At 53.1% G+C, this 21,399-nt stretch carries 20 protein-coding genes; 10 read left to right on the forward strand and 10 right to left on the reverse strand.

Annotation, left to right across the window (positions count from 1 at the left end; all coding sequences use genetic code 11):
- Nucleotides 1-44 precede the first annotated feature (44 nt).
- The 5 genes from pcnB to panD all read left to right on the forward strand — a co-directional run bounded on the left by pcnB (nt 45) and on the right by panD (nt 4,290).
- Nucleotides 45-1,442, forward strand: coding sequence for a polynucleotide adenylyltransferase PcnB (pcnB, locus tag ACS0RQ_RS22855; protein ID WP_271848879.1), 1,398 nt, complete (start codon nt 45-47; stop codon nt 1,440-1,442).
- A gap of 66 nt (nt 1,443-1,508) precedes the next feature.
- Nucleotides 1,509-1,994, forward strand: coding sequence for a 2-amino-4-hydroxy-6-hydroxymethyldihydropteridine diphosphokinase (folK, locus tag ACS0RQ_RS22860; protein WP_039078409.1), 486 nt, complete (start codon nt 1,509-1,511; stop codon nt 1,992-1,994).
- 117 nt (nt 1,995-2,111) lie between these two features.
- Nucleotides 2,112-2,903 (forward strand): 3-methyl-2-oxobutanoate hydroxymethyltransferase, encoded by a 792-nt coding sequence (panB, locus tag ACS0RQ_RS22865; protein WP_271848845.1) that lies wholly within the window; start codon nt 2,112-2,114, stop codon nt 2,901-2,903.
- Nucleotides 2,904-2,914: 11 nt separating this feature from the next.
- Nucleotides 2,915-3,769 carry a pantoate--beta-alanine ligase gene (gene panC / locus ACS0RQ_RS22870; protein WP_271848844.1) on the forward strand — a complete coding sequence of 285 codons (855 nt, stop codon included), beginning with the start codon at nt 2,915-2,917 and terminating at the stop codon, nt 3,767-3,769.
- A 140-nt stretch (nt 3,770-3,909) separates the two neighbouring features.
- Nucleotides 3,910-4,290, forward strand: a complete 381-nt coding sequence (panD, locus tag ACS0RQ_RS22875; protein WP_039078406.1) for an aspartate 1-decarboxylase — start codon at nt 3,910-3,912, stop codon at nt 4,288-4,290.
- A gap of 160 nt (nt 4,291-4,450) precedes the next feature.
- Here panD and ACS0RQ_RS22880 read toward each other — a convergent pair whose 3' ends face one another.
- The 4 genes from ACS0RQ_RS22880 to ACS0RQ_RS22895 all read right to left on the reverse strand — a co-directional run bounded on the left by ACS0RQ_RS22880 (nt 4,451) and on the right by ACS0RQ_RS22895 (nt 8,011).
- Nucleotides 4,451-5,695 (reverse strand): polysaccharide deacetylase family protein, encoded by a 1,245-nt coding sequence (locus ACS0RQ_RS22880; protein WP_271848843.1) that lies wholly within the window; start codon nt 5,693-5,695, stop codon nt 4,451-4,453.
- Between the two features lie 63 nt (nt 5,696-5,758).
- Nucleotides 5,759-6,199, reverse strand: coding sequence for a PTS sugar transporter subunit IIA (locus ACS0RQ_RS22885; RefSeq protein WP_271848842.1), 441 nt, complete (start codon nt 6,197-6,199; stop codon nt 5,759-5,761).
- A 118-nt stretch (nt 6,200-6,317) separates the two neighbouring features.
- The gene (locus ACS0RQ_RS22890; protein WP_039078403.1) at nt 6,318-7,088 is read right to left on the reverse strand and encodes an ABC transporter permease; all 771 of its coding nucleotides are present in this window, start codon (nt 7,086-7,088) and stop codon (nt 6,318-6,320) included.
- Complete coding sequence (locus tag ACS0RQ_RS22895) at nt 7,085-8,011, reverse strand: ABC transporter ATP-binding protein (RefSeq protein WP_271848841.1); 927 nt, start codon at nt 8,009-8,011, stop codon at nt 7,085-7,087. Before ACS0RQ_RS22895 ends, ACS0RQ_RS22890 begins: the two co-directional genes overlap by 4 nt.
- Nucleotides 8,012-8,117: 106 nt before the next feature.
- Here ACS0RQ_RS22895 and can point away from each other — a divergent pair, with 106 nt between their 5' ends.
- Entirely contained in the window at nt 8,118-8,780 is a 663-nt protein-coding gene (can, locus tag ACS0RQ_RS22900) for a carbonate dehydratase (protein WP_039078401.1), read from the forward strand.
- Between the two features lie 73 nt (nt 8,781-8,853).
- On the opposite strand, the gene hpt is transcribed toward can, so the two are convergent.
- Nucleotides 8,854-9,390: a hypoxanthine phosphoribosyltransferase gene (hpt, locus tag ACS0RQ_RS22905; RefSeq protein ID WP_039078400.1), complete on the reverse strand. Its 537-nt coding sequence runs from the start codon at nt 9,388-9,390 to the stop codon at nt 8,854-8,856.
- A gap of 207 nt (nt 9,391-9,597) precedes the next feature.
- Here hpt and ACS0RQ_RS22910 point away from each other — a divergent pair, with 207 nt between their 5' ends.
- The gene (locus tag ACS0RQ_RS22910) at nt 9,598-11,985 is read left to right on the forward strand and encodes a glucose/quinate/shikimate family membrane-bound PQQ-dependent dehydrogenase (RefSeq protein ID WP_271848840.1); all 2,388 of its coding nucleotides are present in this window, start codon (nt 9,598-9,600) and stop codon (nt 11,983-11,985) included.
- A gap of 114 nt (nt 11,986-12,099) precedes the next feature.
- Here ACS0RQ_RS22910 and cueO read toward each other — a convergent pair whose 3' ends face one another.
- Nucleotides 12,100-13,683 (reverse strand): multicopper oxidase CueO, encoded by a 1,584-nt coding sequence (gene cueO / locus ACS0RQ_RS22915; RefSeq protein WP_271848839.1) that lies wholly within the window; start codon nt 13,681-13,683, stop codon nt 12,100-12,102.
- 155 nt (nt 13,684-13,838) lie between these two features.
- Between cueO and ACS0RQ_RS22920 the strand changes: the two genes are divergently transcribed.
- The 3 genes from ACS0RQ_RS22920 (at nt 13,839) to speD (ending at nt 15,958) form a co-directional block, all read left to right on the forward strand.
- A complete protein-coding gene (locus ACS0RQ_RS22920; protein WP_039078397.1) occupies nt 13,839-14,186 on the forward strand; it encodes a YacC family pilotin-like protein in 348 nt (115 codons plus the stop codon).
- A 96-nt stretch (nt 14,187-14,282) separates the two neighbouring features.
- A complete protein-coding gene (gene speE, locus ACS0RQ_RS22925) occupies nt 14,283-15,149 on the forward strand; it encodes a polyamine aminopropyltransferase (RefSeq protein WP_039078396.1) in 867 nt (288 codons plus the stop codon).
- Between the two features lie 14 nt (nt 15,150-15,163).
- Entirely contained in the window at nt 15,164-15,958 is a 795-nt protein-coding gene (gene speD / locus ACS0RQ_RS22930) for an adenosylmethionine decarboxylase (RefSeq protein WP_039078395.1), read from the forward strand.
- A gap of 81 nt (nt 15,959-16,039) precedes the next feature.
- Here the strand turns inward: speD and ACS0RQ_RS22935 are convergent, their stop codons facing one another.
- From ACS0RQ_RS22935 to ACS0RQ_RS22950, 4 genes are all read right to left on the reverse strand, one after another.
- A complete protein-coding gene (locus ACS0RQ_RS22935; protein ID WP_165159226.1) occupies nt 16,040-16,213 on the reverse strand; it encodes a hypothetical protein in 174 nt (57 codons plus the stop codon).
- 161 nt (nt 16,214-16,374) lie between these two features.
- Nucleotides 16,375-16,737: a protein YacL gene (gene yacL / locus ACS0RQ_RS22940; protein ID WP_039078394.1), complete on the reverse strand. Its 363-nt coding sequence runs from the start codon at nt 16,735-16,737 to the stop codon at nt 16,375-16,377.
- Nucleotides 16,738-16,967: 230 nt separating this feature from the next.
- On the reverse strand, nt 16,968-19,565 hold the full coding sequence (gene acnB, locus ACS0RQ_RS22945) for a bifunctional aconitate hydratase 2/2-methylisocitrate dehydratase (protein WP_107224042.1): 2,598 nt from the start codon (nt 19,563-19,565) through the stop codon (nt 16,968-16,970).
- A gap of 271 nt (nt 19,566-19,836) precedes the next feature.
- Nucleotides 19,837-21,273 carry a hypothetical protein gene (locus ACS0RQ_RS22950; RefSeq protein ID WP_271848838.1) on the reverse strand — a complete coding sequence of 479 codons (1,437 nt, stop codon included), beginning with the start codon at nt 21,271-21,273 and terminating at the stop codon, nt 19,837-19,839.
- Nucleotides 21,274-21,399: the final 126 nt, after the last annotated feature.

The raw sequence follows: 21,399 nt of genomic DNA on the forward strand, positions 1-21,399 counted from the left end.
TCCTTATTTTTTCGTCCTGACGTTTGACACTACCGAGGTGCACTATTTTTACCCGAGTCGCTAATTTTTGCCGTAAGGTGCTAAGTCGCGAAGAGAGCATGGTCGTTGAGGCTAGCGTACAACCTCAGATGACGGTTATCCCGCGTGAACAGCACGCTATTTCTCGCAAAGATATCAGTGAAAATGCGCTCAAAGTCCTCTACCGCCTGAACAAAGCCGGTTACGAGGCTTATCTCGTCGGTGGTGGCGTGCGTGATTTATTGCTGGGCAAAAAACCAAAAGATTTCGACGTCACGACGAACGCCACGCCGGACCAGGTGCGTAAATTATTCCGCAACTGCCGTCTGGTGGGTCGCCGTTTCCGTCTGGCCCACGTCATGTTTGGGCCGGAAATCATTGAAGTCGCCACCTTTCGCGGCCATCACGAAGATACCGAAGCCGACCGCACCACGTCTCAGCGTGGCCAGAATGGCATGTTGCTGCGCGACAATATTTTCGGTTCTATCGAAGAAGATGCTCAGCGTCGCGATTTCACCATTAACAGCCTTTATTACAGCGTTGCTGACTTCACCGTACGTGATTATGTCGGCGGCATGCGCGATCTGGAAGAGGGCGTCATTCGCCTGATTGGCAACCCGGAAACCCGCTATCGCGAAGACCCGGTACGTATGCTGCGCGCGGTGCGTTTCGCCGCCAAACTGGGTATGAACATCAGCGCTGAAACGGCCGAACCGATTCCTCGTCTGGCCGCCCTGATTAATGACGTCCCCCCTGCGCGCCTGTTTGAAGAGTCGCTGAAATTATTGCAAGCGGGCTATGGTTTCGATACCTACATGCTGCTGCGCGAATACAACCTCTTCCAGCCTCTGTTCCCAACTATCAGTCGCTTCTTCACCGAAAACGGTGACAGCCCGATGGAGCGCATCATTGCGCAGGTGCTGAAAAACACCGATACCCGCCTTCACAATGATATGCGCGTTAACCCGGCGTTTTTGTTTGCGGCTATGTTCTGGTATCCGCTGCTGGAAACCGCGCAGCGCATTACCCAGGAAGGCGGTCTGGCATATTACGACGCCTTTGCGCTTGCCATGAACGATGTGCTGGATGAAGCCTGCCGTTCACTGGCCATTCCGAAACGCATCACCTCGCTGATTCGCGATATCTGGCAGCTACAACTGCGGATGTCCCGTCGTCAGGGTAAACGCGCGTGGAAACTGATGGAGCATCCGAAATTCCGCGCAGCCTACGATCTGCTGGCCCTGCGTGCCGAGGTTGAAAACAACGGCGAACTGCAGCGGCTGGTGAAATGGTGGGGAGAATTTCAGGTTTCCGCACCGCCGGAGCAGAAAGATATGCTTGAGGACCTGGGCGATGAACCCGCCGTTCGCCGTCGCCATCGCCGCCCGCGCAAACGCGCGCCGCGCCGTGAAGGCAGCGCATAATGTCATCCCTTTCAGGCCTGCCACGCGCAGGCCTGATGCTATAGAGAATAAAAACCAGGAGCCTGTATGTCCCCGACCCTTTGCTATATCGCCATCGGCAGTAATCTCGCATCGCCTCTGGAGCAGGTAAAGGCAGCGCTGGACGCCATTGGGGAGATCCCGCAAAGCCGCGTGGTCACCGTCTCTTCGTTCTACCGTACGCCTCCGCTTGGTCCGCAGGATCAGCCTGACTATCTCAACGCCGCCGTCGCCCTGGAAACGACCCTTGAGGCCGAAGCGCTGCTTGACCACACCCAGCGCATTGAACTGCAGCAAGGGCGCGTGCGTAAAGCCGAGCGCTGGGGGCCACGCACGCTGGACCTGGATATCATGCTGTTTGGCGACCAGGTTATTCAGACGCCGCGTCTCACCGTTCCCCATTACGACATGAAAAATCGCGGCTTTATGCTGTGGCCGTTATTTGAAATTGCCCCTGCCCTGCGATTCCCTGATGGTATGACACTGAGCGCCGCCCTCACAGAATGCGCAGCGGACAAACCTGCCTTGTGGTAAAACGCTTTTCTGGCGCTTCCGATGTGATCAGTGTTAAACGATTGCCTAAAATCATTGTTCACCTGAATGTTGCTGTTAGAATGCGCCAGAATTCGTTTTTAGCCATCAGGAAACGTTATGAAACCCACCACCATCTCCTGGCTGCTTAAGTGCAAACAGGAAAAAAAACGCTTCGCTACCATCACAGCCTACGATTACAGCTTCGCTAAACTGTTCGCCGAAGAAGGCATCAATGTGATGTTGGTTGGCGACTCGTTAGGGATGACGGTACAAGGTCATGATTCCACCCTGCCCGTGACGGTAGACGACATTGCCTATCACACGCGCGCGGTGCGCCGTGGCGCCCCTCATTGTTTGCTACTGGCCGACCTGCCGTTTATGGCGTATTCCACACCGGAGCAGGCCTTTGAAAACGCCGCCGCCGTGATGCGCGCCGGGGCCAATATGGTAAAAATCGAAGGCGGTCGTTGGCTGAGTAATACGGTGAAAATGCTCACCGAACGCGCTGTACCGGTGTGCGGACACCTGGGGTTAACGCCGCAGTCCGTAAATATCTTCGGTGGCTACAAAGTTCAGGGGCGCGGCGATGCCGGACAAACGCTGCTGGACGACGCACTGGCGCTGGAAGCCGCTGGTGCGCAGTTGCTGGTGCTGGAGTGTGTGCCGGTTGAGCTGGCAAAGCGTGTCACAGACGCGCTGACCATTCCGGTCATTGGTATCGGCGCAGGTAACGTCACAGACGGCCAGATTCTGGTGATGCACGACGCGTTCGGCATTACCGGTGGTCATATCCCCAAATTTGCGAAAAACTTTCTGAGCGAGGCAGGCGACATGCGCGCTGCCGTGCGCCAGTATGTTGCTGACGTGGAGTCCGGGGTCTATCCGGGCGAAGAACACAGTTTCCATTAAGGAGTGCCGTTGTGTTGATTATCGAAACCCTGCCGTTACTGCGCCAGCATATTCGAAGAGCGCGTCAGGAAGGAAAACGCATTGCGTTGGTGCCAACGATGGGCAACCTGCACGATGGTCATATGACGCTGGTTGAGGAAGCCAAAGCCCGTGCGGATGTGGTCGTGGTGAGCATTTTCGTCAACCCCATGCAGTTTGACCGCGCCGACGATCTGGCTCGCTACCCGCGCACCCTGCAGGAAGATTGCGAAAAGCTCAATAAACGGAAAGTGGATTTTGTTTTCGCCCCTGCGCCAAATGATATTTATCCGCAGGGCACAGACACACAAACCTATGTGGATGTGCCGGGTATCTCCACCATGCTTGAAGGCGCAAGCCGCCCGGGGCATTTCCGTGGAGTTTCCACTATCGTCAGCAAGCTCTTTAACCTGGTCCAGCCAGATATCGCCTGCTTTGGCGAAAAGGACTACCAGCAGTTACAGCTCATTCGCAAAATGGTTGCCGATATGGGCTATGACATTGAGATTGTCGGGGTTCCGACCGTGCGTGCTAAAGACGGTCTGGCGCTCAGCTCACGTAACGGCTATCTCACCGCCGATCAACGCAAAATCGCACCGGCCCTGAGCAAAACCATGAACGCGATGGCCGCAAAACTGAGCGCAGGCGATCGCAATCTCGACGAGATCATTGCCCTGGCGGAACAGGAACTTAACGACGGCGGCTTTCGCGCAGATGACATCCAGATCCGCGATGCAGACACGCTTCTGGAGCTTGCGCAGACCAGCAAACGCGCGGTGATTTTGATGGCCGCCTGGCTGGGTCAGGCGCGTCTCATCGACAATAAAGTGGTTGATCTCCCCCTGTAGACAGGGGTTAAAAAACGGGCAATACTGGCCTGTTATCGGCCTGGTCTGGCGCTGTCGCCGGGCCGGGAAAGTCTGGCCGGGCAGCCAAATGCCACCCGGCGATATACCTGTATTTCGTTACGCCATTAAAGGTAGAAGTTATGATTCGCACTATGCTGCAAGGCAAGCTCCACCGCGTCAAAGTGACACAGGCCGACCTGCACTATGAAGGTTCCTGCGCGATTGACCAGGATTTCCTTGAGGCGGCTGGTATCCTGGAATACGAAGCCATCGATATTTACAACGTCACCAACGGTAAGCGCTTTTCCACCTATGCCATTGCCGGTGAACGTGGCTCCCGCATCATTTCAGTTAACGGTGCGGCGGCGCACTGCGCTGACGTTGGCGACATCCTGATTATCGCAAGCTACGTCACCATGCCGGATGAGCAGGCGCGTAGCTGGCAGCCGAAAGTCGCCTATTTTGACGGCGACAACGAGATGAAACGCACGGCAAAAGCGGTTCCGGTACAAGTTGCCTGAATGGCATAGCCGACTCATTAATCAGGCATAATGGGCGTTATTGAAGCAGACAGTTTGAACACGAACAGCGCGCATTCACCGGAGCGTACACGCAATACGTGAGGATGACGAGCACTGCCCTGGTTCAAAATGGCAAATAAAACAGCCCATTTTGCCTGATTTACCCCTGAGGTTGATTGCTTATTAACCTCGACATATCCTCCAGCGAATCCGTTTTTAAGATATACAACCGTTTCAGTAAGTACGGATTATCACCAGGCTTTACCTTTCCTCGCACCGTGGTCAGCGCAAGATGGAAACCGGCATCCTTTGCCGCAGCCAATGCTTTATCGTCATAGCCGCCGAACGGGTAGGCCAGATACCATACGTGTCGGTTGAACTGCGAAAGCGCGCGGCGTGAATGCTTAAAATCCATCAGGATATTGTCATAATTGCGGCTTAGCAGGATCGGATGCCCAGCATCATCGGTGCGATGCAGGAAATGAGTATGCGACTGAAAATCAAAGACATGCGAAATTTGTTCCAGTTCAGAGATGCTCATAAACTGAAGGGTTTTTGGATCCCAGGGCTGTGGTTTTCTCTTAATGCGCGACGAGATAATAAAGGCAGTCGCCCTGAAACCGTACTGATTTAACACCGGATACGCATAACGACTGACCGATTTCAGTCCGTCATCAAAGGTGATCACCACTGAACGCGCAGGGAGGTTCATCGCGTTACGTATATAACCTTCCAGTTGATACATGCTTAATGTGGTATATCCCTGATCACGCAACCAGCTCATCTGGTTGGTGAAAGCACGAACAGAGGTTGTCGTTGAAGTGTGACGAAAACGCGTGTTCTCTTCGTCTTTCAAAATATGGTGGTAAGTAAGAACGGGGATTCCGTTATCTTCCTGCGCATCCAGGCTACTGATCCACGCCAGCCGTTCGCCAATGCGAATCTGATACCAGGTCTGGTTGAGTCTGTCTTTGAGCTTGCTGATGATGGGGTAGCGCAGATTCCCGGCCAGAATACCCAATTGTTCACTGGTATTGTCCGCCTCGTTATACATCGGTGTATCACGCCAGGTGATCAGATTTTGATTACTGAGAGGCTTATTGAGGTCGCCAAGGCTATCCTGAACCTTCTCACTACCACGAACCGTTCCCAGATGCCCTTTATCTATCCACGCTTTACCGAAGCCGAAGCGAAATTCGTAGTAGTCTTCCGCCCCTGGTACAACCGCCAGAATTTGTCCGGCGCGAATATTGCCAACAGTCATAACATTGTTGCCAACCTGCGCCCAGATGTCGGCATCTTCCGTAATTTGCATATAACGAGCAGGATCGGAGTTTTCACTAACGAGACGAGCAGAAACGCTACATGACACCAGCAAGAAAAGAATGAGGAGAAAACGAGGCATGCACCTAACCAGGCTAAAAATATTTTAGGTTATTGTAGGAAAAAGAAAAATGAATACCAACGTTTATTTTTCATACAAATCGTGTAACAACACAAACGGCGGATTTTTCTGTTGCTGATGCCAGAGACTGCTGACCACCGGCGCCCCAGCGCCTACAATCTGCTCGCGAAAATCGGCACTGCTACATACTTCACGCAGCGGATACATTGCTTCCAATAAGTCAGCATCAACGCCGGATATCACTTCACAATGCTCATGCTTATGACTCATGAGTGAGGCGGCACGGTAAGGCGCGGCCCCGGAAATATCGGTCAAGAAAACCACGCCATCGCCTGAATCCGTTTCATGCAACGCATCACAAATCATGCGGCTGAGCATATTGGTGCTAAGCCCGTGGCGAAAGTTGACCGCTCTGCATTGTTTAAGCGGACCAAACCGGCTCTCCAGACTGTCCAGCATCTCCTGCGCCAGTTCACCATGGCACGTAATGACCCATCCCAGCATACGTATCTCCTTAGCAGACTTGCAGTTTAGCCAGGTGACCATCAGCCGTCGGTGACAGATATCATAGATTAAAAGGGCAATGAGAACCCGGCGACGAACGCCGCCGGGTAAGTGGCGATTAACTGCGCAGACCGCGTCCGCGCTGAATTAAATACCAGCACAATATATAAAAAGCGATGATAAACACCGCCAAAACCGCCACAGTGGTGAAGAGCGGCACATCGGTAATACCGAGGAAACCAAAGCGGAAACCGCTAATCATGTAAACAATGGGGTTGAGATGAGACAGCGCCTGCCAGAACGGCGGTAGCAACGTCAGCGAATAGAACACCCCGCCGAGATAAGTCAGCGGCGTCAGAACAAATGTCGGGATCAGGCTGATGTCATCAAAGGTTGTTGCAAAAACGGCATTCAGCAGCCCCGCCAACGAGAACAATACCGCCGTCAACAGCAGCGTTAACGCAACAAAAACCCACGAGTGGACCTGAAAAGGCACGAAAAACAGCGACACGGCCGTCACCAGCACCCCGACACATAAACCGCGAGCCACGCCACCGCCCACATACCCTGCGATAATCACATGCGTGGGTACCGGGGCGACCAGCAACTCTTCAATATTGCGTTGAAACTTGGCGCTGAAAAATGATGACGCCACGTTTGCATAGGCGTTAGTGATCACCGCCATCATGATCAGGCCTGGCACGATAAATTGCATATAGGTAAAGCCGTGCATCTCACCGATCCGTGAGCCAATCAAATTACCAAAGATAATAAAATAGAGGGTCATGGTAATCACCGGCGGCACCAGCGTCTGTACCCAAATACGCATAAACCGTTGAATTTCTTTATGCCAGATACTTTTCAATGCCACCCAATAAAGCTGCATCATGCGTGCTCTCCTTTTTTCTCATGCACCAGCGTGACGAACAGCTCTTCCAGACGGTTAGCCTTGTTGCGCATACTCAAGACCTGTACGCCCTGTGCGCTAAGCTGGCTGAACACGCTATTTATCCCCTGTTCACGCAACACTTCGACCTCCAGGGTCGACGTGTCCACCAGCCGATACTGGTAACCTTCCAGCTTCGGTAACGGACTTTTCGTTGCCAGATCGAGGATAAAGGTTTCCGATTTTAGCTTCGCCAACAATGACTTCATGGAGGTGTTCTCAATCAGCTCACCGCTCTGAATTATGCCAATGTTGCGACACAGCATCTCGGCCTCTTCCAGATAGTGGGTAGTCAGAATGATGGTGGTGCCTTTGTCGTTGAGATCTTTCAGGAAGCCCCACATAGAACGACGCAGTTCGATATCCACCCCGGCCGTAGGCTCATCAAGGATCAGCAGCTTCGGCTCATGCATCAGGGCGCGGGCTATCATCAAACGACGCTTCATCCCGCCCGATAACATACGCGCACGTTCGTTGCGTTTTTCCCACAGATCGAGCTGGTTCAGGTATTTTTCGCTACGCTCCAGCGCCTCTTTACGCTCAACGCCGTAGTAACCCGCCTGGTTAACCACAATCTGCTGCACGGTTTCAAACGGGTTAAAATTGAACTCCTGCGGCACAAGACCGAGCTGCCGTTTGGCGTTAACGATATCTTTTTGCAGGTCGTAGCCGAAGACACTCACGCGTCCGGATGTTTTATTTACCAGAGAACTGACGATACCTATGGTGGTCGATTTTCCTGCGCCGTTTGGTCCCAGTAACGCGTAAAAATCCCCGGCTTCTACTTTAAGATCAATACCACGTAGCGCGTGAACGCCGCCCGGGTAGGTTTTTTTAAGCTGCTCAAGCTCCAGTGCAATGGTCATGAATTTTCACTTACCTTATTCTTACACTCGATGTGTGGTTTAAAAAACGTGGGAGTTGACCTATATTAGCGCAACGCACTTATTTGGTTACAGGTCGTTAACTTCCATGAAAGACATAGATACACTCATCAGCAACAATGCACTATGGTCAAAAATGCTGGTGGAAGAGGATCCCGGCTTTTTCGAAAAACTGGCGCAAGCGCAGAAACCGCGTTTTCTATGGATTGGATGTTCTGACAGTCGCGTTCCCGCAGAACGCCTTACCGGCCTTGAGCCAGGCGAACTGTTTGTTCACCGTAACGTTGCCAACCTGGTTATTCATACCGACCTGAACTGCCTTTCTGTGGTTCAGTACGCGGTCGATGTACTGGAAGTTGAGCATATCATCATCTGCGGCCACTACGGCTGTGGTGGTGTGCAGGCGGCGGTGGAAAACCCGGAACTGGGGCTGATTAACAACTGGCTGCTGCACATTCGCGATATCTGGTTCAAGCATAGTTCGTTGCTTGGCGAGATGCCGCAGGAGCGCCGCCTTGATACCCTTTGCGAGCTGAACGTGATGGAGCAGGTGTATAACCTGGGTCACTCCACCATTATGCAATCAGCCTGGAAACGCGGACAAAAAGTCACGATTCACGGTTGGGCGTATGGCATCCACGATGGTTTACTGCGTGACCTGGAAGTCACCGCAACGAACCGCGAAAGCCTGGAACAGCGCTACCGTCAGGGCGTCTCAAACCTCAGCAAGAAACACATCAATCACAGATAATCTTGCCTTCCCGGCAGCATGATGCAAGCCGGGATAACGCATCAGGCCGGGCTAAAGCCCGGCTTTTTTATGCTTACTCGTCCAGCATAACCACTTTGCCGACATACGGCAGGTGGCGATAACGTTGCGCATAATCGATGCCATAGCCCACCACGAATTCGTCAGGGATCGAGAAGCCGACAAATTCCACATCAACCGGCACTTCACGGCGCGACGGTTTATCGAGCAGGGTGCAAATAGAGAGAGACTTCGGCTCGCGCAGACTGAGAATTTCGCGCACTTTAGAGAGTGTATTGCCGGAATCGATAATGTCTTCAACGATCAGAACGTCTTTACCGCGAATATCTTCATCCAGATCTTTGAGGATTTTAACATCGCGGGTCGAAGACATGCCGCTGCCATAGCTGGAGGCGGTCATAAAATCGACTTCGTGCGGTACCTGCACTTCACGGCAAAGGTCCGCCATGAACATAAATGAGCCGCGCAGCAGGCCCACCAGCACCATTTCACTGCCACTGTCCTGATAACGTTCTGTGATTTGACGACCCAATTCGGCGATACGCGCTTTGATCTCCGCTTCCGGGATCATCACTTCAACAATATGTTTCATTTTAAATAACCATATGATTTAAATACTAAATCACTCAATAACCCGCGTTTTGCTTTGGTTATTGAAGCGCAAGGCGTGCAGTATACCAGCAAACGCATTTCCGATGCTTATCTGTCGATAAAGCTCATTTTGTGATGACGATCACACTTGTTAAATCCTATAATTAGTTGCTACTAAAACATTAATGAATTTGATGAGTGTCTTTTTATGGCTGAAACAAAAACGCAACGCTCAGGTATCCTTGTGATACTGACCGCGCTGTTCGCAGCATTCTGCGGACTGTACTTACTGATCGGCGGAGTATGGCTGGTCTCTCTTGGTGGTTCCTGGTACTACCCTATTGCCGGGGTGGTAATGCTTGGCGTCACTGCACTGCTCTGGCGGCGTAAGCAGTCAGCATTATGGCTGTATGCCGCGTTGCTGCTGGCGACCATGATCTGGGGCGTGTGGGAAGTGGGCTTCGACTTTTGGGCGCTCACGCCTCGCAGCGATATCCTGGTCTTCTTCGGTATCTGGCTTATTCTGCCTTTTGTCTGGCGCAGACTGATTTTCCCTTCCGGTGGTGCGGTTGCCGCACTGGTGGTTGCGCTGCTGATTAGCGGCGGCATTCTCACCTGGGCAGGCTTTAATGATCCGCAAGAAGTGAACGGTACGCTGAATGCGGATGCCACGCCGGCTGCCCCGATTTCTCAGGTTGCTGATGGCGACTGGCCAGCTTATGGCCGCAACCAGGAAGGTCAGCGTTTCTCACCGCTCAAGCAAATCAATGCGGATAACGTTAAGAACCTGAAAGAAGCCTGGGTGTTTCGTACCGGCGACCTGAAACTGCCAACAGACCCGGGTGAACTGACCAACGAAGTGACGCCGATTAAAGTGGGCGACACGCTTTATCTGTGTACCGCTCACCAGCGCCTGTTCGCTCTGGACGCCTCGACCGGTAAAGAGAAATGGCATTTTGACCCGCAGTTAAACGCCAACCAGTCCTTCCAGCATGTCACCTGTCGCGGCGTCTCTTATCATGAAGCACGCGCAGAAAACGCCAGCCCGGATGTTGTCGCGGATTGCCCACGCCGCATTATGCTGCCGGTTAACGATGGCCGCCTGTTTGCCATCAACGCCGACAACGGCAAATTGTGCGAAACCTTTGCCAACAAAGGTATTCTGAATCTGCAGACCAATATGCCGGACACCACGCCAGGTCTGTATGAGCCTACCTCACCGCCAATCATCACGGATAAAGTGATTGTGATTGCCGGTTCGGTAACGGATAACTTCTCTACCCGTGAAACCTCCGGTGTTATTCGTGGTTTTGACGTGAATACCGGCAAGTTGCTCTGGGCTTTTGATCCAGGTGCGAAAGATCCCAACGCTATTCCGTCTGACCAACACAGCTTTACGTTCAACTCGCCCAACTCGTGGGCGCCAGCCGCCTATGATGCGAAGCTGGACCTGGTCTATCTGCCAATGGGTGTGACTACCCCGGATATCTGGGGCGGCTACCGCACACCGGAGCAGGAACGCTATGCCAGCTCTATCGTGGCGCTGAACGCCACTACCGGTAAACTGGCGTGGAGTTACCAGACCGTTCACCACGATCTGTGGGATATGGATATGCCGTCCCAGCCGACGCTGGCCGACATCACGGTTAACGGCAAAACGGTTCCGGTGATTTACGCCCCGGCGAAAACCGGCAACATCTTCGTGCTGGATCGCAGCAACGGTAAGCTGGTTGTCCCGGCACCGGAAAAACCGGTTCCGCAGGGTGCGGCCAAAGGCGATTACGTCACCAAAACTCAGCCGTTCTCAGATCTGAGCTTCCGTCCGAAGAAAGATCTCAGCGGGGCGGATATGTGGGGCGCGACCATGTTCGACCAACTGGTCTGCCGCGTGATGTTCCATCAGTTGCGCTATGAAGGTATCTTCACTCCGCCATCTGAGCAAGGCACACTGGTGTTCCCGGGTAACCTGGGGATGTTCGAGTGGGGGGGTATCTCCGTTGATCCGAACCGCCAGGTCGCGATCGCCAACCCGATGGCCCTGCCGTTTGTCTCTAAATTGATCCCACGCGGTCCGGGTAACCCGATGGAGCAGCCGAAAGATGCGAAAGGTAGCGGTACAGAGGCGGGGATTCAGCCGCAGTATGGCGTGCCGTTCGGCGTAACCCTGAACCCGTTCCTCTCTCCGTTTGGCTTGCCGTGTAAGCAGCCTGCATGGGGTTATATTTCCGCGCTGGATTTGAAAACCAACCAGGTAGTGTGGAAAAAACGTATTGGTACGCCGCAGGACAGCATGCCGTTCCCGATGCCCGTTCCGGTGCCGTTCAATATGGGGATGCCGATGCTGGGCGGCCCAATCTCTACTGCCGGTAATGTTCTGTTCATTGCTGCAACCGCAGATAATTACCTGCGCGCGTACAATATGAGCAACGGCGAGAAACTGTGGCAGGGCCGTTTGCCAGCAGGTGGTCAGGCAACGCCAATGACCTATGAAGTGAATGGCAAGCAGTACGTTGTCATCTCTGCGGGTGGTCACGGTTCGTTTGGTACGAAGATGGGTGACTATTTCGTTGCCTACGCTCTGCCGGACGAGAAGTAAGGAACCGTCCACTCAGACTGCATAAGGTAAAAGCAAAAAGGCAACGCAAGTTGCCTTTTTTAATGTCTGCTCCCGGTATGAACCGGGAACATGGGTAACACTTTTTACCGTAACCTACACCGTAAATCCAAGCATCATGCCCGTATCTTCATGCTCAAGCAGATGGCAGTGTGCCATATAGGCATACTCCTTCGGCGCATTATGCGCAAAGCGGACCAACACTTCGCTTTTCGCCCCTTCAACGCTGACAATATCTTTCCAGCCTGCGCGATGCGCGGCAGGGGGCTTACCGTTTTCTGACAGGATGCGGAACTGTGTGCCGTGGATATGGAACGGATGCAGCATCATGTCGCCTTCCCCGGAAATGACCCAGCGCTCCCAGGTATCTTTCTGCGCGGCAAACGCAGGCACTTGCATATCGAACGCCTTGCCGTTGATTCGATTGGCGCTATGGAACGCCATCCCGCCATCACCGTGATTCATCTGCCCCATGTCGCCATGATTCATTCCGCCATGATTCATCTGCATCTGACCATGGTTCATATTGCCATGTTGCATTCCCATCCCCGCCATTGCGGCATCACCGTATTTTTGCTGTAGAGCCTGCATCCCCATCATGTCCAGCATGGGGTCCATGGAAAGCTGCAAAGTCCGCTGTGTTAATCCATCCAGCGCTGGCAGTCCGGGCAGTGTCGCCAGTGTATCGGGTAAAATGCCAGATGCGGTTACCACCACGGGTTGAATACGCAACAACGGATAGGGCTTATCAAAAGGCGCCACCGTCATACCCATTTGCTGTACGGGCAACGTGACCAGATCGAAGACTTTATTATCACGGGTCTCCACCAGCACCTCAAAGCGCTCACCCGGCAACATTGCCAGCTCGCTGACTTTCACTGGCGCATTCAACAAGCCACCGTCGCTGACAATAATGTACAACGGGCGATTATCGCTGGCGGCAACGTTCAGAGAGCGGGCGTTACAACCATTGAGTAAGCGTAAACGCAGCCAGCCACGAGGTGCCGCGTGCTGTGGATAAACCGCGCCGTTCGTCAGTAACGTATCGCCAAACCACCCTACCGCTGCGCTCATCACATCCAGTTGATAGTCAATCTGCCCGTCAGCGGCAAAACGTTTGTCCTGCATGATGACCGGAATATCATCAATGCCCCACTGTTGCGGTAGACGTAGTTTTCGGCTGTTATCATCTTCAATCAGTAACAGCCCGGCCAGCCCCATCGCCACCTGATGGCCGGTTTTTCCATGTTGATGGGGGTGAAACCAGCAGGTTGATGCAGGCTGATCCGGGGTAAACGTGACCGTACGGCTATCGCCGGGCTTAATCACTCCCTGCGGCCCGCCGTCGACGTCGCCCGGCACTTCCAGACCGTGCCAGTGTACGGTTGTCTCTTCCGCCAGCGCATTGCGAATGGATACGTTAACGGTTTTTCCCTGACGCAGTTGAATTGCCGGCCCCAGCAGGCTGCCGTTATAACCCCAGGTTGTCGCCTGTTTGCCCGCAAACGTTGATGACCCTGCCTGAACCGTAAGTTGAATATGGTTTTGTGCATCGGCACTCAGTAACGGGGGGATCGGTAGCACAGGCCTTTCCGCCGCCAGCAAAGAACGGCTCCAGAGCGGCAGTGCACTCGCCACGCTCAGCGCAGCAGAGTATTTCAAAAAATCACGACGTTGCATGTCCCTTTCCTTACGGTTATCAGCCTGGAATTTGAGCATAAACCCTCCCCTTGCCGGAAGGTCAAGAAAAGTGGCTGTAATCGGACAATAATAAATATCGTCGCCTCGCCAACAGTGTGCTAACGTTTAATTTCCGTTATGCCGTGGTAGAAATAATGAAGACGCTTTTCAGAACAATTTTATTCGGCAGCCTGCTGGCTGTCTCCGCTAATAGCTACGCCCTGAATGAATCCGAAGCGGAAGATATGGCCGACCTTACGGCTGTGTTTGTTTTTCTGAAAAATGACTGCGGTTATAATAACTTACCTAATGGTCAGATTCGCCGGGCGCTGGTTTTCTTCGCACAGCAGAACAAGTGGGATCTGAGCAATTACGACTCCTGGGACATGAAATCGCTCGGTGAAGCAAGCTACCGCGACCTGAGCGGTATCCGCATTCCTACCGCCAAAAAATGCAAAGCGCTGGCGCGTGACTCGCTCAGCCTGCTCGCTTACGTGAAATAAGTTAATGCCAGCGGAGGACGCTGACCGTGCATCCACGGTCAGAGTTAGCTATGATGTTGCGCCTGTTTTGAGCAGGTGTTAACAAAGGAGCAACCTATGGCCGATAACACGTTGTGGCACGAAACGCTGCACGATCAGTTTGGGCAATACTTTGCCGTTGATAAGGTGCTGTACCACGAGAAAACCGGGCACCAGGACCTCATCATTTTCGAAAACGCCGCTTTTGGCCGCGTAATGGCGCTCGATGGCGTGGTGCAAACCACCGAACGCGACGAATTTATCTATCATGAAATGATGACCCACGTTCCGCTGCTTGCCCATGGCCGCGCGAAACATGTGTTGATTATCGGCGGCGGTGATGGCGCTATGCTGCGTGAAGTAAGCCGCCATAAAAACATCGAGACCATTACCATGGTCGAAATTGATGCCGGCGTCGTCTCTTTCTGCCGCCAGTACCTGCCAAAACACAATGCTGGCGCTTACGATGATCCCCGTTTCCAGTTGGTTATCGATGATGGCGTAAACTTTGTAACGCAAACCACACAAACGTTTGACGTGATCATTTCCGACTGTACCGATCCGGTCGGTCCCGGCGAAAGTCTGTTTACCTCGGCGTTTTACGAAGGCTGCAAACGTTGCCTGAATCCCGGCGGTATCTTTGTGGCACAGAATGGCGTCTGCTTCCTGCAACAGGATGAAGCGCTGGACAGTCACCGCAAGCTCGGTCATTACTTTGCCGATGTCGGTTTTTACCAGGCGGCCATTCCCACCTATTACGGTGGCATTATGACCTTCGCCTGGGCGACGGATAATGAAGCGCTACGTCACCTTTCCAGCGAAATTATTCAGGCGCGTTTCCACAATGCAGGCCTGACGTGCCGTTATTACAATCCGGCCATTCATACGGCGGCATTTGCTCTGCCACAATATCTGCAAGACGCACTCTCTTCACAGTCGTCCTAAGGAGAGATACGAAATTGAAAAAACTCAAACTGCATGGCTTTAACAACCTGACCAAGAGCCTGAGTTTTTGTATTTACGATATCTGCTATGCCAAGACGGAAGCAGAGCGTGACGGGTATATCGCTTATATCGATGAACTCTATAACGCCAATCGTCTGACAGAAATCCTGACGGAAACCTGCAATATCATTGGTGCCAATATTCTTAATATCGCCCGTCAGGATTATGAGCCGCAGGGTGCGAGCGTGACTATTCTGGTCAGCGAAGAACCGGTCGACCCGCAGCTTATAGATAAAACTGAGCACCCCGGCCCGCTACCGGAAGCCGTGGTCGCCCATCTCGATAAGAGCCATATCTGTGTGCATACCTATCCGGAAAGCCATCCGGAAGGTGGGTTGTGCACTTTCCGCGCGGATATAGAAGTGTCAACCTGCGGGGTGATTTCGCCGCTGAAAGCGCTGAATTATCTGATTCACCAGCTTGAATCGGACATTGTGACGATCGATTATCGCGTGCGTGGCTTTACCCGTGACGTGAACGGCATGAAGCACTTTATCGATCACGAGATCAATTCCATCCAGAATTTTCTGTCAGAGGATATGAAGTCACTTTATGACATGGTGGATGTGAATGTTTACCAGGAAAACATTTTCCACACCAAGATGTTGCTTAAAGAATTCGACCTTAAGCACTACATGTTCCATACCAGGCCAGAAGAGCTGACCGCGCAAGAACGCAAAGAAATTACAGAAGCCTTATGGAAAGAGATGCGTGAGATTTACTACGGTCGCAACATTCCGGCAGTATGATCTACAACGGAGCAAGGATGCTCCAGTCTGTTTGCCAGAGCGCATCGCTCATTCCAGTAGGTTTCGCGGGTCGCGCGATGTTCAGCGTGTTGTTTGGTCATGGAACCACTCCACGTCCACGTTGGCGACATCAACACCGTACAGGCTGGCAACGGCGAGCAGCGATTCCATCATTCGTCTGCTGTTATGTTCCGCATCATGGCGCTGAGCGCGCGCTGAACTGCGCAAAAAATAACGGGAAATAAACGCTTTCATCTCAGTCTCCGTAAGGTGTCCGGAAGACCATTCCAGCGTAAAAACTCGACAAAGGGAAATATGAAAAACAGCTGAGGTTTTTCACTACGCGCATTTGTCAGGACAGAGCGCCGGTTCCCGGCAATGCGGAAGACCGGCCCCGGTGAAACAAGGGGGGAAAATTAACGCTGTTTAAGGAATTCGCGGTATGCCGCTACCACATTGAGAAAGTCTTCCACGCCGCACATCGACAGACTCTCTTCGTCGTAATAGCTCATCCCTTCTTCCATCTCATCACCTGAGAATTCCAGTTGGTTGGCACGTACCATGACCTCTTCGCCATCCATCCACAGCGTATATTCATGCCCGGCGCGCTGCCAGGAACGCTCGCTGCCTTTCACGGTATGCGCCGCCTGCTCCACTTCATCAAGCAGGGCCAGGTTATCTTTCACTTCTTCATTAAACCAGTGCCCGACAGCTTCGTGGCCCATCGACATGCGTACCTTTACCCCACCGGTAATATCACGCAAAAATTCGTAATCCATAATCTCTTCCTCATGCAGGCTTATAGTCAGCCCATAAGGTAATTATCGCAGCACAACGGAAGAAAAAAAGCGTAACGGCGGGAAGGAAGCAATAAAAAAGCGGAGAAGATCTCCGCTTTGGAATATGGTGCAGTCTGATACCCTCACCTCCAGCCCCTCTTCCACAGGGAAAGTATGGCCTGGACAGTCCCCTCGTCCTTTGGGGAGAGGATTAGGGTGAGGGGAACCCCTTACACCGCTGTCTGGAAAATCACGCCGTCAGCTTTGTCCGTATACTGGTTCAACTGGTCGAAGTTCAGATAACGGTAGGTATCCACCGCCGTCTTATCAACCTGAGCAATATAGGTCTGGTACTCTTCCGGCGTCGGCAGTTTGCCGAGCAGAGAAGCCACCGCCGCCAGTTCAGCAGACGCCAGATAAACATTTGCACCGGTACCTAAACGGTTCGGGAAGTTACGGGTCGAGGTGGAGACCACCGTCGCACCGTCCGCTACGCGCGCCTGGTTACCCATACACAGGGAGCAACCCGGGATCTCAATACGCGCACCGCTCTTACCAAACACGCTGTAGTAGCCCTCTTCGGTCAACTGCGCGGCATCCATACGGGTCGGCGGCGCAACCCACAGGCGGGTCGGCAACTGGCCTTTATGGGCATCCAGCAGTTTACCGGCAGCACGGAAGTGACCGATGTTGGTCATGCAGGAACCGATGAAGACTTCATCGATCTGCGCGCCCTGAACATCAGAAAGCAGACGTGCGTCATCCGGATCGTTTGGCGCACACAGAATCGGCTCTTTGATTTCTGCCAGATCGATGTCGATCACGGCCGCGTATTCTGCATCAGCATCAGCTTCGAGCAGTTGCGGATCCGCCAGCCATTTTTCCATACCCTGAATGCGACGTTCCAGCGTACGACGATCGCCGTAGCCTTCTGCGATCATCCACTTGAGCAGAACGATGTTGGAGTTCAGGTACTCAATGATCGGGTCTTTGTTCAGCTTGATGGTACAGCCCGCAGCAGAACGTTCAGCAGAGGCATCGGTCAGCTCAAATGCCTGCTCAACTTTCAGATCCGGCAGACCTTCAATCTCCAGGATGCGGCCAGAGAAGATGTTTTTCTTGCCTTTCTTCTCAACGGTCAGCAGGCCCTGTTTGATGGCGTACAGCGGAATCGCATGCACGAGGTCACGCAGGGTGATGCCCGGCTGCATTTTGCCTTTAAAGCGCACCAGAACAGATTCCGGCATGTCGAGTGGCATCACGCCGGTCGCCGCAGCAAACGCCACCAGGCCGGAACCTGCCGGGAAGGAGATGCCGATCGGGAAACGGGTATGGGAGTCACCACCAGTACCTACGGTATCGGGCAGCAGCATACGGTTCAGCCAGGAGTGAATAACGCCATCGCCCGGACGCAGCGATACACCGCCACGGTTCATAATGAAGTCCGGCAGCGTATGGTGCGTGGTCACGTCAACCGGCTTCGGATAGGCCGCCGTGTGGCAGAAGGACTGCATCACCAGGTCGGCAGAGAAGCCCAGGCACGCCAGGTCTTTCAGTTCATCACGAGTCATCGGACCGGTGGTGTCCTGAGAACCAACAGAGGTCATCTTCGGCTCGCAGTAAGCACCCGGACGGATACCCGCAACGCCGCAGGCACGACCGACCATTTTCTGTGCCAGTGAATAACCGCGGCTGCTTTCCGCCACGTCTTTCGCCTGACGGAAGACATCACTGTGAGGCAGCCCCAGCGCTTCACGCGCTTTGGTCGTCAAACCACGGCCGATAATCAGCGGAATACGGCCACCGGCGCGCACTTCGTCGATCAGCACGTCGGTTTTCAGTTCGAAAGTGGCCAGCAGTTCGTTGGTGTCGTGGTTGCGTACTTCACCTTTGAACGGGTAAACGTCGATCACGTCGCCCATATTCAGGTTATTCACGTCCACTTCAATCGGCAGTGCGCCCGCATCTTCCATCGTGTTGAAGAAGATCGGCGCAATTTTACCGCCCAGCACCAGGCCACCGCCGCGTTTGTTCGGCACATGAGGAATGTCATCCCCCATAAACCACAGCACGGAGTTGGTGGCGGACTTACGGGAAGAACCGGTACCCACAACGTCACCGACATAGGCCAGCGGGAAACCTTTCTGTTGCAGGGCTTCGATCTGTTTGATCGGGCCAACAGCGCCTGGCTGATCCGGCTCGATACCTTCACGGGCGTTTTTCAGCATCGCCAGTGCATGCAGCGGGATATCCGGGCGCGACCAGGCATCCGGTGCCGGAGACAGGTCATCGGTGTTGGTTTCACCGGTCACTTTGAAGACGGTAACGGTAATTTTTTCCGCCAGCGCCGGACGGCTCAGGAACCACTCAGCATCGGCCCAGGATTTCAGTACCTGCTGCGCGTATGCATTGCCCGCCTTCGCTTTTTCTTCTACGTCGTAGAAATTATCGAACATCAGCAGGGTGTGGGAGAGCGCTTTCGCAGCACCGGGCGCCAGTTTGTCGTTATCCAGCGCGTCAATCAGCGGATGAATGTTGTAACCACCCTGCATGGTACCCAGCAATTCGATGGCTTTTTCCGGGGTAACCAGCGGAGAAGTGGCTTCACCTTTGGTAATCGCAGCAAGGAAACCCGCTTTTACATAGGCAGCTTCATCAACGCCCGGCGGGACACGGTTGGTCAGGAGGTCTAACAGGAAATCTTCTTCGCCAGCAGGCGGGTTTTTCAGCAGCTCAACAAGTGCTGCCATCTGGGTTGCATCTAGCGGTTTTGGCGCAATTCCCTCAGCGGCACGTTCGGCTACGTGCTTACGGTATTCTACTAGCACGACGGTTCTCCTCGCTCTCATTGTCATAATGCGGCAGGCGATTCTCTTCACGCTCCTGTGAGACAGCAGTTTGTAGGGTAAATCCGCAATACCGCAACGGGCAGGATAGCAGGATTTTCAGGGGGTGTTAATCTGTTTACAAAAAAGCAACATTAAAAATTGGCTGAATCGTTAAGGGCAGGATAAAGCAGAGGAAATCGTCTTTTAAAGACAGAGAAAAAACGGTAGAAACCACGCAATACGGCCCCGCAGGGCCGTATCAGAAGAAACGTTACTTATCTTTTGGCATAGTGAGTAAGTTGTTGCGCTCATACTTTTCTGGGGTGATGGTTTTGTCTACCAGTTCGCCCAAAACATACTTACGCACCGTTTCGACATTATTCACCTGCGTATGGTTACCAATACTGGTGAGGAGGCCTTTCGCATTGTAATTGAAGGTGGTGGCGTTGGTTTCTTCATTATCCACCGTATGGTACAGATAATTCTGTGAATTTTTGCTCGAGTTAAGTGAAAGCGGCGTGGCCGGATCCAGCGCCTGATACCAGGACGCGGTCAGATGCGTATGCAACGTCTGCTTAACGCTCAGCGAACCATCATGCGACGTACTCTCTTGTGTCGATTGCGATGCCTGGTACGCGAAGCTCTCTTTCTCATCCATACGATACGGGTTAATGGCTTTCTCCGTTTCTGTCAGCGACAGGGAGAAATCACTCAGACCACGGACCTGTACCTTGCCGTCACCGCCCATCTGGATAGCGCTCGGTGAGCTCGCCTTGCTGCTCTCTTTTGGTTGCGTCTTATTCAACGCATGGAACGCAGTCTTAAGCATCGCCATTTGATCGCTATCGCCATGACCATCACGACGCGCTTTATCAAACTTGCTATCCCAGGCGTTTAATGCCGCCTGTTGTTCAGCCGCAGTGCCCACCAGAGACGGATTAGACGTATCGCTGGTCATTTTCAGCGAGAAATTATTGTCCTGATAACCAATCCAGCGTTCTTTATCGTCAGCATGGAAGTTAAGGGATTGCTGCGACAGATCGCCACGGCTGAGGTCAGTTTTCAGATCGACGGATTTGATGAGTGAGCTGTCAAACTGCGTCAGGCCGGAAACGTCCATTCTCGGAGGCTTCTCGCTCAGACCGTTAAGCGCAGTCTGGAAGGCATTTCCCAATTTTGCGATTTCTGCCGCTTCATCATCGCTGGCTTTGCCGCCTTCGGTCGTGAGCTCTACCGCAATACCATCACTCTGACGCGTCAGATTCAGATGTACAACAGAACCCGATTGCGTCGTGATATTCAGCGACACGGCAGATTTGGTTGGGAAGCTCGTGTTGGTGTCCAGCCCGAGGCTGGTCAGCGCCTGACTCACATCGCCCTGATTATCGGCGTAGTTACTGAGGAGTAGTCCCCCCAGCCCGCTTAGCGAGGATACGCCTTCACTGCTCAACCCAAGTTGCATCAGGCCCGAAAGCGCACTATCCGCTTGCGTTGATGCTTTCGCAGCATCGCTGATTTTGGTTGGCGACATGGAGTACACGGCGGCAATTTCTGCCGTCTGACTGCCAAAAATCACCTTCGCAGAGGCAGATGCCGCAGCGGGCAGCGCCGTACCGTTGGATTTTACTGTCGGTGAGGAGTTCCCGACAGAGGAAGCCAGATGCGACAGCGTGGTCAGAAACGTCTTGTTGTTGATGCCAGTGATCATGACGATGAAACTCCCTCTCCCATCGATAAGGTGTGGACTATATACATCGGCAGATCGCGCGCATTATTTATACCAAAATGGAGAAATTATGAATTTATTCGCGAAAGACAGGCAAAAAAAACGCCT

The organism is Phytobacter diazotrophicus (genome assembly GCF_052061655.1).
In the GTDB taxonomy this organism is placed as follows: Bacteria; Pseudomonadota; Gammaproteobacteria; order Enterobacterales; family Enterobacteriaceae; genus Phytobacter; species Phytobacter diazotrophicus.

Bases quoted from the DNA above. Each gene is read 5' to 3' on its own strand.
- ACS0RQ_RS22895 (WP_271848841.1), bottom strand. From the start codon at position 8,011: ATGACCATTGCACTGGAGCTTGAGCAGCTTAAAAAAACCTACCCGGGC.
- panD (WP_039078406.1), top strand. From the start codon at position 3,910: ATGATTCGCACTATGCTGCAAGGCAAGCTCCACCGCGTCAAAGTGACA.
- ACS0RQ_RS22885 (WP_271848842.1), bottom strand. From the start codon at position 6,199: ATGCTGGGATGGGTCATTACGTGCCATGGTGAACTGGCGCAGGAGATG.
- can (WP_039078401.1), top strand. From the start codon at position 8,118: ATGAAAGACATAGATACACTCATCAGCAACAATGCACTATGGTCAAAA.
- ACS0RQ_RS22890 (WP_039078403.1), bottom strand. From the start codon at position 7,088: ATGATGCAGCTTTATTGGGTGGCATTGAAAAGTATCTGGCATAAAGAA.
- ACS0RQ_RS22935 (WP_165159226.1), bottom strand. From the start codon at position 16,213: ATGAAAGCGTTTATTTCCCGTTATTTTTTGCGCAGTTCAGCGCGCGCT.
- ACS0RQ_RS22950 (WP_271848838.1), bottom strand. From the start codon at position 21,273: ATGATCACTGGCATCAACAACAAGACGTTTCTGACCACGCTGTCGCAT.
- hpt (WP_039078400.1), bottom strand. From the start codon at position 9,390: ATGAAACATATTGTTGAAGTGATGATCCCGGAAGCGGAGATCAAAGCG.
- panB (WP_271848845.1), top strand. From the start codon at position 2,112: ATGAAACCCACCACCATCTCCTGGCTGCTTAAGTGCAAACAGGAAAAA.
- ACS0RQ_RS22880 (WP_271848843.1), bottom strand. From the start codon at position 5,695: ATGCCTCGTTTTCTCCTCATTCTTTTCTTGCTGGTGTCATGTAGCGTT.
- speE (WP_039078396.1), top strand. From the start codon at position 14,283: ATGGCCGATAACACGTTGTGGCACGAAACGCTGCACGATCAGTTTGGG.
- ACS0RQ_RS22910 (WP_271848840.1), top strand. From the start codon at position 9,598: ATGGCTGAAACAAAAACGCAACGCTCAGGTATCCTTGTGATACTGACC.
- cueO (WP_271848839.1), bottom strand. From the start codon at position 13,683: ATGCAACGTCGTGATTTTTTGAAATACTCTGCTGCGCTGAGCGTGGCG.
- yacL (WP_039078394.1), bottom strand. From the start codon at position 16,737: ATGGATTACGAATTTTTGCGTGATATTACCGGTGGGGTAAAGGTACGC.
- ACS0RQ_RS22920 (WP_039078397.1), top strand. From the start codon at position 13,839: ATGAAGACGCTTTTCAGAACAATTTTATTCGGCAGCCTGCTGGCTGTC.
- folK (WP_039078409.1), top strand. From the start codon at position 1,509: ATGTCCCCGACCCTTTGCTATATCGCCATCGGCAGTAATCTCGCATCG.